The organism is Nonomuraea sp. B5E05 (assembly GCF_039880665.1).
Classification (GTDB): Bacteria; Actinomycetota; Actinomycetes; order Streptosporangiales; family Streptosporangiaceae; genus Nonomuraea.
In genome coordinates this window covers 75,131-87,333 of the sequence record NZ_JBDPMJ010000010.1, presented here as the reverse complement: position 1 = coordinate 87,333, position 12,203 = coordinate 75,131, and the positions used below count along the sequence as shown (strand labels likewise).

General features: G+C 72.4%; 11 protein-coding genes and 1 pseudogene. 9 read left to right on the top strand and 3 right to left on the bottom strand.

The features are described from left to right. Positions 1 to 38 precede the first annotated feature (38 nt). Entirely contained in the window at positions 39 to 326 is a 288-nt protein-coding gene (locus ABGB01_RS20050) for an iron-sulfur cluster biosynthesis family protein (protein ID WP_132337477.1), read from the bottom strand. Positions 327 to 573: 247 nt separating this feature from the next. On the opposite strand from ABGB01_RS20050, the gene ABGB01_RS20045 reads away from it, so the two are divergent. Next, entirely contained in the window at positions 574 to 1,557 is a 984-nt protein-coding gene (locus ABGB01_RS20045) for a PRC and DUF2382 domain-containing protein (protein WP_347775061.1), read from the top strand. A gap of 185 nt (positions 1,558 to 1,742) precedes the next feature. On the opposite strand, the gene ABGB01_RS20040 is transcribed toward ABGB01_RS20045, so the two are convergent. After that, positions 1,743 to 3,515, bottom strand: a complete 1,773-nt coding sequence (locus ABGB01_RS20040; protein ID WP_347775060.1) for an exo-alpha-sialidase — start codon at positions 3,513 to 3,515, stop codon at positions 1,743 to 1,745. Between the two features lie 203 nt (positions 3,516 to 3,718). Here ABGB01_RS20040 and ABGB01_RS20035 point away from each other — a divergent pair, with 203 nt between their 5' ends. From ABGB01_RS20035 to ABGB01_RS20000, 8 genes are all read left to right on the top strand, one after another. Further along, the gene (locus ABGB01_RS20035; protein ID WP_347619218.1) at positions 3,719 to 4,618 is read left to right on the top strand and encodes a hypothetical protein; all 900 of its coding nucleotides are present in this window, start codon (positions 3,719 to 3,721) and stop codon (positions 4,616 to 4,618) included. A gap of 69 nt (positions 4,619 to 4,687) precedes the next feature. Beyond that, positions 4,688 to 4,966, top strand: a complete 279-nt coding sequence (locus ABGB01_RS20030) for a hypothetical protein (RefSeq protein ID WP_347775059.1) — start codon at positions 4,688 to 4,690, stop codon at positions 4,964 to 4,966. Between the two features lie 43 nt (positions 4,967 to 5,009). After that, entirely contained in the window at positions 5,010 to 6,410 is a 1,401-nt protein-coding gene (locus tag ABGB01_RS20025; protein ID WP_347775058.1) for an FAD-binding oxidoreductase, read from the top strand. Positions 6,411 to 6,604: 194 nt separating this feature from the next. Continuing rightward, positions 6,605 to 8,140: an MFS transporter gene (locus tag ABGB01_RS20020; RefSeq protein WP_347775057.1), complete on the top strand. Its 1,536-nt coding sequence runs from the start codon at positions 6,605 to 6,607 to the stop codon at positions 8,138 to 8,140. Positions 8,141 to 8,165: 25 nt separating this feature from the next. Then, the gene (locus tag ABGB01_RS20015; protein ID WP_347775056.1) at positions 8,166 to 9,305 is read left to right on the top strand and encodes an FAD-dependent monooxygenase; all 1,140 of its coding nucleotides are present in this window, start codon (positions 8,166 to 8,168) and stop codon (positions 9,303 to 9,305) included. A 269-nt stretch (positions 9,306 to 9,574) separates the two neighbouring features. Beyond that, the gene (locus ABGB01_RS20010) at positions 9,575 to 10,543 is read left to right on the top strand and encodes an acyl-CoA desaturase (protein ID WP_347775274.1); all 969 of its coding nucleotides are present in this window, start codon (positions 9,575 to 9,577) and stop codon (positions 10,541 to 10,543) included. A 72-nt stretch (positions 10,544 to 10,615) separates the two neighbouring features. Then, complete coding sequence (locus ABGB01_RS20005) at positions 10,616 to 11,188, top strand: hypothetical protein (RefSeq protein ID WP_347775055.1); 573 nt, start codon at positions 10,616 to 10,618, stop codon at positions 11,186 to 11,188. Between the two features lie 77 nt (positions 11,189 to 11,265). Continuing rightward, positions 11,266 to 11,907, top strand: a complete 642-nt coding sequence (locus tag ABGB01_RS20000) for a copper resistance protein CopC (RefSeq protein WP_347775054.1) — start codon at positions 11,266 to 11,268, stop codon at positions 11,905 to 11,907. 92 nt (positions 11,908 to 11,999) lie between these two features. Here ABGB01_RS20000 and ABGB01_RS19995 read toward each other — a convergent pair. Continuing rightward, positions 12,000 to 12,134 (bottom strand): annotated as a pseudogene (locus tag ABGB01_RS19995) (aldo/keto reductase); the annotation flags it as partial. Positions 12,135 to 12,203 lie beyond the last annotated feature (69 nt).

Here is a 12,203-nt window from a genome sequence, read left to right as displayed (position 1 = left end):
CCGGACCGCCGATCGGGTCCGGCACGGCGGAGGCCGCGTCAGGCGCTCTGCTCGGTGACCAGGAAGGACACGCTCCCCTGGTCGTCGGCTCCGGCGTCCAGAGACTTGTCCTCCAGCACAGTGGCAGCCACCGGATCGAGGTAGACCCGAGCTCCTTCCGACTCGACCACCGCGTCCGCCGGTTCGGGGGCGGTGGCCAGGGAAAGGGTGAGCGAACTCGCGCCCTCGCCCTGGGACGAGATGCGGATCCCGCTCTGAGACGGCTCGGGCGCGGCCGCGGTCAGGTCGCGGATCGCCTGGGCTGCGTTGGCTGTCAGGGTGAGCACTACGGCTCCTCCTCACGTTCGACGTTCACGAGTTGCCTGCCCTTCCCTCCTCACTCCGGCTCAACCCTTCGTGACTCTTTCTTTACCAAGTTCTCAGGAACGGCGTGGTCGGCACGCCGTCCCCTGGACAACGTGCGTGATGCCCGGAGCAGGTGAAAAACAGCCCGGGAGAACGTGGATTTATGGCGAAATGGGGTATTTGTCCTGTTTGAAACCAGGACGAGCGCATTGGGGGATCGTCGTGGCAATGGAAACAGAGATCCGCAACCTGCTCGACTGCCACGTGGTGGGGTCGGACGGTCAGTCGATCGGCAAGGTGGGCCAGGTCTACCTCAATGATCGCTCGGGCGAGCCGGAGTGGGTGACCGTACGCACGGGGCTTTTCGGTATGAAGCAGACCTTCGTGCCTCTGGCCAACGCCCGTCGCTCGGGGGAGGAGATCAGGGTCCCCTTCGACAAGGAGATGATCAAAGGCGCGCCGAACATCGACGTCGACGACCGCCTCACGATCGACGAGGAGGCCAATCTCTACCGCTACTACGGCATGCGGCCATCGAGTGTCCCGCAGCAGCGCGCCGGCGAACCGCGTACGGAAAAGGCCCCGGTCACGGGGGAGCGGCCCGACAGGCCCGCGGGCGCGCCCCGCGACGACCTCATCACCGGAGGCGCGGCGGGCGGCCCAGCGGGCAAGGGGATGGCCGGAGAAGGCGCCGCGGGGGAGACGGGCCGCCGGGACTTCGCCGGCAGGACGGCCGGTCCCGGCGTCACCGGCGAAAGGCTCACCGGCGACCTCGCCGACGTCGACGACATCTCCATGACCAGGTCGGAAGAGCGGCTGCTCATCGGCAAGGAGACCAGGGAGACCGGCCGCGTCCGCCTCCACAAGTACGTCGACACCGAGACCGTCCACGAGACGGTGCCGCTCTCGCACGAAGAGGTCGTGATCGAGCGCGAGGCCGTCCACGAAGGGGACGCGACGGCGGCGCACGATGTGGAGATCGGCGAGGAAGACCGCGAGATGATCCTGCACGAGGAGCGTCCGGTCGTCGGCAAGGAGACCAGGCCGGTCGAGCGGATCCACGTCCGCAAGCGGGACGTGCGGCACGAGGAGACCGTCGAGGGCCAGATCCGCAAGGAGCGGCTGGAGATCGACGAGGACGGGGTGACCATCGACAGGGACGACGAGGGGATGTTCGGCCGCGGCGGGAGTGACCTTCCCCCGGAGCGGTGACATACGGGGCAGTGGCGCCGGACGCGCCGCTGCGGACCTTCCAGGCAAAAGCCCCGGTCGCTGGTGAGAGGCATCAGCGCCCGGGCTTTTCCGTGCCGCGTGGCGGGCGTCAGCGCCCGGGCTCGTCCGCGCGGCTGGTGGCGGGCCTCAGCGCCCGGGCTCGTCCGCGCGGCTGGTGGCGGGCCTCAGCGCCCGGGCGCGCGCCGTCCAGGCTCGGCCCCCGCGTACAGCTCGACCTCGTTCAGCATGCTGCACGTGCGGCCGATCTCGGGGTCGCAGTCATGCGTGCGCGTGAGGATGATCTTGACGTGCCGGCCCGTGCGCTCGACCTCCGAGTAGCGCATCGCGTAGTCGGTCCTGCCGGTGACGGTGAGCGCCGGCTCGCCCCAGGAGCGGCCGTCCCGTGAGATGTACACGCGGGCTCCGGCCGGATGCCCGGGGCGCAGGCTGAGGCCGATCCGGGTGAAGGCGTACGGCCGGTCCAGATGCAGGACGTAGCGGCCGCGGCCGGCGGCGACCGCGCCCGACCAGTAGGACGTGCTGCCGTCGAAGGCCGCGGCGGGCCGTGTCCTGGGGTGGTGACGGCCGGCCCACGTCATGGTGGTGTCGATCGTGAGGTCGCCGCGCCGGCGCATCGCCGCCAGGTCCAGCAGGCCGGGGCCGGGCGGGGCCACGGTGAACAGACGGCGCTTGATCGCGTACCAGCCGCCGTGCTCGAACCGGCCGTGCGCCGGGCACGCCGTCTCGTTGAGCAGCCCGTCGGGCCGCACGCCCGGGAGTTTGCAGTTGTCGAAGACCTGGATCAGCCGGTGCGGGCCGACGGTGGCCAGGCCGGTGTAGCCGGACGATCCGTGCGTGTCCCAGATGCCGTCGCGGTTGTGGTAGGTCACCCGCGGCTCCTGCCACGCCTCGCCGAGCCCGTCGGGGGAGACGGCCAGCCAGTTGTCCGGCCGCCCCGCGCTCAGCACGAGGACTCCCGCCGGGGTCAGCAGCAGTCTCGGCGCCACTCCACGTACGACGCAGCCGCCATCGGCGAAGGGGCCGGTGAACCGCAGCTCGCGCGCGGGCGACCAGGTGCGGCCGCCGTCCACCGAGCGGCTCTGGCGCAGGGTGGAGTATTTCCCGCCGTCGTGGCGCAGCACGGCCAGCAGGCTGCCGTCCACGGTCTGCGCGAGGGCCGCCTCGGTGTAGTTGAACCCCTCCTCTGGCGTCGCGATCACCCCGCGCCGCGCGAACGTCGTCCCCCCGTCCTCGCTGGCGTACACCTCGGCCTGGTACGCCTCCGTGCCGCTGTAACGGGCGTAGAGCGTGATCAGGATCGTGCCGCCGGCGAGCTGGACCGGCGTCCCGTGCACGGCCCCGCCCGGCAGCAGGTCGCCCGGCGTGGTCAGGGTCGCCTCGGAACGCAGCCAGCTCTCGGCGTCGTCCAGCGAGGACGAGGTGAGCACCCCGAGAGCGGCCGTGTGCGGGCCTGTCCTGGACGGGTAGTACTCGGTGGCGAAGAAGCGCCCGTCGTGCAGCTCGATGGGCGACTCGCGCAGCGGCGTGCGGCTCGGCGGGCCGAACGTGGCGCCGTCGTCGTCCGAGACCACGGCCGCGTTGGTGAGGGTCACGACCTCGTCGACGTTCGTGGTGTAGGTGACGATCACCTTCCGCTCCGGAGCGCCTCCGCGGCCGGTCACGTCGAGCACCGACACGTTCGGGAAGCCGGCGAAGTCGAGCCGCTCGGAGGCCGTCGGCTCCCGCGCTGGCGGCCGCGGAAAGGGATGGACGAGATCGGGTGAGGAAGCACTGGCGATCAGGTAACCCTCGCTCGCGGCGGGATGGTCGGGCAGCGGGCAGTAGCCGGGCGGCGCCTGCGCCGGCGCAGGCGCGGCGGGCAGCGTCAAGGTCACCGACAGGGCCGTGACCACGGTTGCGTGCACCAGCACCGGCCCCGCCTTTCCCCCGTACGCCAACGGTACGGACTCTAGATCACCCCGCGCCGCCAACCCGGCATTCACCTGCGGGGAGTCGCCGGTTCACGCCCGGGCGGCCGATGATTCATGCCATTCGTAAACTGACAGTTGACATAGAACCGCTGTCTGACGACGATCGAGGCGGCACCATTAAGTGTGAATTTACGTAGGTCGAAAGACCGCGGGTTCGGAGGTGGCCCCAGATGAGCATCGAGCCCAGGGCGCAAGTGGCCCCAGAGCGCGTGCTGCCAGGCCCGGTGCCCGTGGCGCCGGAGGCGGCCGCGCAGCAGCGCGTGGTCCAGCGGATCTGCGCCAGGGTGGCCCCCGAGGGCATGGAGATCGGCGTCGGCGACCTGCCGCCCGGCGGGCTGCAGGTGTGGATCGAGACGACGGTGGACGCCGGCGCCGCGCCGGAGCCGTGGGTGCTGCACCACCGCATGGCCCGCGAAGTGGCGCTGGTCGGCTGGCACTGCGAGGCGGACGCCGACCGCCTGCTGGTCCTCGGCTGGAGCGCCGCCTGCCTGCACAACCGCGTACGCCTGCTGCAGAGCGGGCTGCGCCGCCTGGCCGACTTCGAGCACACCGCGCAGCGGGCCGTGCAACTCGACGGGCAGGACCCGGACGGCGAGCCGCCCGCACTGGTCGCCACGACCGTCTGCGCCTCGATCGAGCGGCGGCTGCGCTGGCCGGAGCGGCTGGCCGAGCTCGCCGGGTACGAGCGCAGCTCCGAGCTGCCGCACCTGCAGCTCCTCCTCGCGCAGGTCGCCGGCCTGGAGGCGAAGGTCGCCCGGGCCTGCGAGGAGCACCTCGTCATGGCGCGGGTGCTCGCCCGGGCCGTCTGCGAGCAGTACGCGCGGCACCGCGACCTGCCTCGCGCGCAGCGGGACGTGCTGGCGGAGTCGCGCCGCTGGGTGCACGCCAGCACCATGATCCGTGGCTCGGCCGGCGCCCGGCCGAGTGCTCCAGGCATCGGCCGCCCGCACATGGGGCTGGCCGAACGCCGCATCGCCGCGAGCGTCATCAACCACGGCGTGCCACGCGTGACCCGCGCGGCCGCCGCTCCACGGGCCGAACACCTCGGCCGTACGGAGGACGCACGCTGACCTCGATCCGCTCAAGGGCGAGCGGTCACCCGGAAAACCCCATCCGAGTCCGGTAGGAGAGCTCCCGTCATGCGAACCCCCCCGCACCTGCCCGCCCGCGCCAGGCGCGAGCACCGAGACACCGAACACCGGGACACCGAACACCGGGACACCGGGCACGTCCGGCGTCACCCGTACGGCCCGCACGAGATCCCCGCGCAGCCCGGGCCGCGCGACACGCTCGCCCTCCCCGACACCCTCCCCTCCGACGAGCCCGACGAGTACGTCGAGCGGCGGCTGCTCGAGATCAGGGAGATGTCCACCCAGGCCATCGGCTCCATCGACGACCTGCTCCAGCACACTGCCTGAAGTGTGCCCCCCATCGAGCGATATCTGATCTTTGAGGAGAGTCATGCAGGATCTGTCGCGACCGGAGCTGAGGTCGCGTGACGTCGGGGGACACCAGCCACGCTCCCTGGCGGGCATCGAGACGCCGCGCACGCTCGACGAGGTACGCGCGCTCGTCCGCCAGGCCATGACGGCCAGGCGCCGCCTCTACCCGATCAGCACCGGCAGGAACTGGGGCATGGGCTCGGCCATGCCGGTCACCGACGACAACCTGGTCGTCGACCTCGGCGGCATGAACCGCGTACGCGGCCTCGACCTCGAGGCCGGCTTCGCGGTCATCGAGCCGGGAGTGACCCAGGCACAGCTCGCCGAGGTGCTGCGCGGCACCCCCTGGATGCTGAACGTCACCGCCTCGTGCGCCGACACCTCAGTCATCGGCAACGCGCTCGACCGCGGCGACGGCTGCATCCGCTCCCGCGTCCACGACGTCGCCGGAATCGAGGCCGTGCTGGCCGACGGCAGCGTCGTCACCACGGGCGGGCTCGACCCCGCGGGGCGCTACCACGGGCGGGTCGCCGGGCCGGACCTGACGTCCTCGTTCGTCCAGCACAACCTGGGCATCGTCACCGCCATGGCCGTCTCGCTCGTGCCGCGCCCGCAGACCATCGCCCTGGTGCACGGCCGCATCCCGCGCGACCAGGCCGGCGTCGCGGTCGGCGCGATGACCGGGTTCCTGCGCCGCGGCAACCCGGCGGAAGGGCTGATGCGGGTGCGCGAGCTGTCGCTCACGCCCGGCCACGGCGACTGGGTGCTGCCCGCCGGCGTCGACCCCTCCCTGTTCACCATCCTCGGGCCGCTCATGGGCAGCGACGCCACGGTCGAACTGGCCGAGGAACTGCTGCGCAAGGCGCTGATCGAGGTCGAGGGCGCCGAGGCGCTGCGCGTGGTCGACGCCACCGAGGTCGACGCCGGCGACCCGCTCTACCCCAGAGCGCTCATGGCGCAGGGCATCCCCACCTGCATGGGCGTGCACAACGCGCTCGGTGTGACCTCCTGCGACCAGATCGACGAGGGCCCGATGGGCTTCCTCGCGCTGCTGCCGCTGATGCCCATGCACGCGCGGAAGACCGAGCACGTCCTGGCCGCCCTGCAGACGGCCGTCGACGCGCACGCCACCGCCCTCATGGCCGAGTGGAACCTGGTCAGCAGGCACATGGCCAACGGCGTCATGCAGATCTTCTTCGACCGCGGGGCGCCCGACGCCGCCCACCGGGCGCACCAGCTCCGCAACGACGGCAGCTGCGTGCTGCGCGCCAACGGCTGCGCCATCTACCGCTCCGACATCGACCACGCGGCCGCCGACGTCTGGTCCGAGACCAGCACCGCCAGCCTCGGCATGCTGCACCGGCTCAAGACGGCGCTCGACCCGGACGGCCTGCTCTCGCCCGGCCGGTACGGCGCCTGACCCCACCCGTCCGGCTCCGCCGTCCGCACAGCCGGAGTGTGCCAGGCGGCGGGGCGACACGAGATCGACAGCGAAGATGGAGGGACCACGTGCGTTCGTCACCAGCGGCCGTCCGGGGATCGAGCACGGCCGGCGCAGACCGCCGACACGGCGTGATGCTGCGGCTGGTCGGTGCGGGTGTCATGTTGACGGTGATGGCCGACACCACGGCCACCACCCTGGCAGTCGGAGTGCTGCGGTACACGCCCGCCGGCGCGGGCATGCCGCTCGGTGACCTGGTCTGGCTGACCAGCGCGGCGTTCATCCCGATCGCGGCGCTGCTGGCCACCGCGGGCCGGTGGGCCGACCTGTTCGGCCGCCGGCGGGTGCTGGCCGTCGGCCTCGTGGTGTTCGTGCTGGGCGGGATCGCCGCCGTCACCGTGGAGCCCTGGTCGTACGTGCTGGCGGCGCGGGCGGTGCAAGGCGCGGGAGCGGCCGCCATGATCCCGGCCAGCCTCGGCCTGCTGCTGGGAGAGCTGCCGGAGTCGGAGCGGCGCGGCGCGATCGCGTTGTGGAGCTCCGCGTCCGGGCTCGGCTGCCTGCTCATGCAGGCGGGCGGCGGCTGGCTGGCCGCCTCCGTCGGATGGCGGGCGCTGTTCATCCCCGACGTCGTCATCGGCGTCGCGCTGCTGATCGCCTGCGCCTGGCTCCCGTCCGGCAGGCGGGCCGGCGCCAAGGGCGTCCCCGACGTGCTGGGCGCCTGGCTGCTCGCGGCCGGCATCGCGATCATCGTGCTGGCCATCTCCAAGGCGATGGCCTGGGGCACGGACGTGTTGTGGCTCGCGCTCGCGGCGCTGGCCCTGCTGGGCGGCGCGCTCGCGCAGGCCAGGCACCACCGGCTCCCCGCGATCGACCTGGCCCTGTGGCGGCGGCCCCGCTTCGTCTGGGGCTGGCTGGCGACCTGGGGCTTCGGCGCGCTGTCGTACGGGCTGCTGACCGTGCAGCCGCTCTACCTGCTGCACCTCGGCTACCCCATGCTCGAAGTGGCCATGTGGCTGACGCCCACGTCGGTGGCCGTCGTCGTGTCGAGCTTCCTGGCCGGGCGGCTCATCAAGCGCGTCGGCCCGTACGGGCTGATCTACGCGGGCTCCCTGCTCTGCGGCGGCGCCTGCGTGCTCGTACTGGTGCAGTCAGGGCCCACCGTGTGGGGCCTGATCGCCAGCGTCGTGGTCGGGGTCGGCGTCGGCGCGCTCGCCCCCGGCACCTCCGTCGCCACGACCCTCGCCGCCAGCCCCCACCAGTACGCCTCCGCCGTCGGCTCGGCCACCATGGCGCGCATGGTCGGCGGCGCCGTGGGGGTCGCCGTGGTGTCGGTCGTCATCGACCACCCGTTCATGACCGGCCCCTTCGCCGGCCTCGCGGGCGCGCTGGCGCTGTGCGTGGCCATCTCCGTGCTGATCGGCGCGCTGGCCCTCACCAAGATCACCAGGATGCGCCCCGACCCGGGCGACGTCATGGTCAAGGTGCCGCGCAAGCTCCTGCTCGAACTGCGCATGACCCTCGCCACCGTCGCGGCGGAGGCGGACGCCCTGCTGCCGGTCGAGACCCGCACACCCCCCACGACCACCCCACCGGCCCTCCGGCCGGACGCCCAGCCGGTTTCCCCCGCGGAGACCCGGATGGGCCGGGTCCCGCTGCCGCGGGCGGCCGAAACAGGCCCCCTCGCCGGCACCCGCGGGCCTGCGAACTAGTTCAACCTTCAGAAGGGCTCTCGTCATGGCAACCACATCGTGCGACGTGGCCATCGTCGGCGCCGGGCTCGGCGGCTGCTTCCTGGCCTTGTTACTGGGCCGCCGCGGACAGCGCGTCGTCGTCATCGAGCAGGGACCCTCGGTCCCCAGCGCGGGCGCCGACTTCCTCAAGCCCCCGGGCCAGCGCGTGCTCGCCCGTCACGGGCTGGCGGACCTCGTCGAACGCCATGGCCTCAGGCGTGACACCATCCGCTACTACCACGACGGCGACCCGATCAGGGAATGCCGCTTCCCCGACGGCGGCTTCCTCATCCGCCCCTACCGCGAGCTGGTCGAGCTCATCTACACCTCCTGCGCCAGGGAGGGCGTCGAGTTCTGGTTCGGCACGAGCATCGACGACATCGCGATCGGCGACGGCCAGGTGGAGGAGCTGACGCTCTCCGACGGCCGCACGCTCAGGGCCGGCGTCGTGATCGGCGCCGACGGCACCAAGTCCGCCGTACGCCGGGCGCTCGACATCGAGCAGCAGACGATGCCGTACGAGCGGCTGCTCATGCGGGTGGCCACCGTGCCGCTGACCGCCAGCGTCGCCCGGCTCAACCGGCTCTACTTCAGCTCAGAAGGCTGGCTCGCCTACCTCTACCCGCTCAACAGGGACCAGGCCAGGGTGTTCGTCGGCCTGCCGCCGGAGGACGACAAGGAGATCTTCCAGGACGGCATCCCCGTCCTCATCGACACCTTGAAGAAGTTCGTCACCGACAGCTCGGACGCCTTCAACGCCCTGCAGCCCGCCACCTGGCAGCGGATCAAGGTCTCGTCGCTGCGCGTGGCCGCCTACCACAAGGGCAACGCCGCGCTGCTCGGATCCGCCGCCTTCGCCTGCCACCCGATGACGGGCATGGGCATGAGCTACACGCTGCACGACGCCGAGATCCTGGCCGACGTCATCTGCACGGCCGGCGGCGACCAGGACCTGCTCGACCGGCTGCTCTACGCCCGCTACGAGCCCCGCAGGCACGCGCACAGGGAGCTCATCGACTACGGCGACGCGCTGGCCGCCACCTTCCACGACCGGGCCGCCTATCTCGGGGCCTTCCGCCCCGATCTGCACATCTACGGCGACGCCGCCGCGCCCGGGGAGGTGCCGGCCCTGCCATCGATCTGAGCCGGGCGTCCCCGCCGCCCGCCCCACCCCGGAGGGTACGGCAGCCCAGGCCCAGGCGGCGGGGACGTCGTCCCGGCGTCCGTGGTAGGGCCTGCCCTACCACGGGAAAGGGTGACAGCGGGGGTCACACCCGGTCGCATTGTCCGCGATGCTGTACGTAATCCCCGTACGACGCCTCAGCATCGGAGAAGACTTTGACCGTGGTGGACACGTCCCGTGCCCGGCCATCAGGAGAGAGAGGAAGCGACTTCGCCAAGCTGGCGCGCCGTATGGCGCAGGAGGGCCTGCTGGACAAGCGGCCAGGCTACTACGCGGCCAGGATCACCCTGGTCGCCGGCCTGTTCGCGGGAAGCTGGGCGCTGTTCGCCTGGGTCGGCGACTCGTGGTGGCAGCTCGCCGTCGCGGTCCTCATGGCCGTGACGTTCGGGCAGGTCACCCTGCTGGCCCACGACCTGGCGCACGGGCAGATCTCCCGCTCGCGGCGCACCAGCAGGATCGCCGGGCTGATCACCGGCAACCTCGCCATCGGGCTCAGCTACGGCTGGTGGATGGACAAGCACACCCGCCACCACGCCAACCCCAACCACGAGGACCACGACCCCGACGTCTCGCCCGACTTCCTCCTCTGGTCGGCGAAGCAGGCCGAGGCCAGCCGGGGGCTGCCCAGGTTCGTGGGCCGCTGGCAGGCGTTCCTGTTCTTCCCGCTGCTCACCCTCGAAGGGCTGAACCTGAAGGTGTCGAGCTTCCGCGCGCTGCGCAGGAAGTCGCTGAAGAACAGGAGACTCGAAGGGCTGCTGCTGACCGGCCACGTGCTGGCCTACGCGGGCGCGCTGCTCCTGGTGCTGCCGCCCGGCCTGGCGCTGGCCTTCCTCGCCGTGCACCAGGCGTGCTACGGCGTCTACCTCGGCTGCACGTTCGCGCCCAACCACAAGGGCATGCCGGTGCTCACCGCCGAGGACGAGCTCGACTTCCTCCGGCGCCAGGTGCTGACCTCCCGCAACGTCCGCGGCGGCCGCCTGGTCAACACCGCGCTCGGCGGGCTGAACTACCAGATCGAGCACCACCTGTTCCCGAGCATGCCCACCGCGAACCTCCGCAAGGCGCAGCCCATCGTCAGGGACTACTGCGCGTCGCTCGGCATCGACTACGTCGAATGCGGCCTCTTCCGGTCCTGGGGGCAGGCACTGCGCCACCTGCACGAGGTGGGCCGGCCCCTGCGCGCGAGCGCCAGGACCTGACGGCCCGCCCGGCGAGGCGCGGCGGGTGGTGAGAACGCGGGACCGGCGGGTTCCTGTGTAAGGATGGCGGCTGTGCCCCTTCCGTCATCACCCGCGCTCCCGGCGGCGTCCGGGCTGCGGCTCGCGCGGGCCGTCGTGTTCGCGGCCGCCTGCGGCGCGGTGTCGGCGGGCGGGCACGCCCTGGCGGGCGGCGGGCCGGTGCCGCTCCCGGTCTACGCCGCCGCGGTGCTGGCGGCCCTCGGCCTGGCCTACCTGATCGACGGTCGCGAGCGCGGGCCCGTGGCGGTGCTCGCCGCGACCACGGGCACCCAGATGCTGCTGCACCAGCTCTTCGAGCGGCTGGCCCCCGCCCCCGCTTCCGAGCTCGCGCACGCGCACCCGGGGCCGGGCATGGCGCTGGTCCATCTCACGGTGGCGGCGCTGACGGCCTGGTGGCTGCACCGCGGCGAGCGCGCGTTGTGGCTCATGATCCGCCTGTACGCCACGCCGCCGCCGGTCATCCGGCTGCTCGTCGCCGCCCCCGTGGAGGTCGCCCTGCCGTCATGGCGGCCCCCCACCCCCGACGTCCCCGCGTACACGGGGGAGATCGTCTCCGGAACGGTCAGCAGGCGCGGCCCGCCAGGAAAGGTCCAGCGTTCACGCTGAAGCTCGCCGCCCTGCCAGCATCCGGACGCCGGCGCCACGGGCGCGGTCGTCCGGGAGACCCTTTCCGGAGACCTTTCATGGCATTCCCGCCATCCACCATCCCCGCATCACGCATCCGCGAGGCGGCGCTCGCGGCGCTCGCCTGCCTGCTCACCGGCCTGCTCACCGGCCTGCTCACCCTCGCCCTTCCCGCCGCGCCCGCCTACGCCCACGACAAGCTCAAGAGCAGCTCGCCCGCCAAGGACGCCGAGGTGTCCGCGATCGAGGAGATCGAGCTCGAATACACCGCGACGGTCAAGTTCCCGTTCGTCGTGCTGCGCGACGCGGCGGGCAAGCAGGTCGCGCTCGGCGAGCCCCGCCTCGACGGGCCGAAGGTGTCCGCCGCCGTGCCGCAACCGCTCGCCCCCGGCTCGTACGTGATCGCCTGGCGGGTCGTCTCCTCCGACGGCCACCCCATCGAGGGGGAGATCCCGTTCTCCGTGAAGGGCGCGGCCGCCACCTCGTCCGCACCGCCTTCACCCGCTCCCGCGTCCGCTGAGCCGGCCTCTTCCGGGCCCGCCACCGCGACCGGGCAGGACGCCGCCTCCTCGGAGACGGCGGCGTCCGGCGTGCCCGCCTGGATCTGGGGCGCGCTGGCGGTGCTCGTCGTGCTCGGCGCGGTCGTCGCGCTCAGGGCCGCGCGCCGCCGCCCCGGAGGAGAGCAGCCGGATGCTCAGTGAAACAGGCCGGATGCGTCACCGGCCGTCGAGGCGGTCGACGGCGTCGCCGTAGATGCCGGGGCTGCGGTCCACCTCGCCGGGGTCCACCTCGCCGGGGTCCACCCGCGCCACTCGGCCAGCGTGTTGGCCCGGCTCGCCACCCAGCAGAGGTCGATGTAGTCGGTGCGCAGCCGCCGCAGGCTCTGCTCCAGCGACCGGACGAGGCTCTTGCGGTGGTTGCCCGCGGCGGGACGGCGAGCAGAGCGTCGTCGTCCACCTGCCGGCCGGCGCCGACATCGCGGGCGCGCTCGACCGCC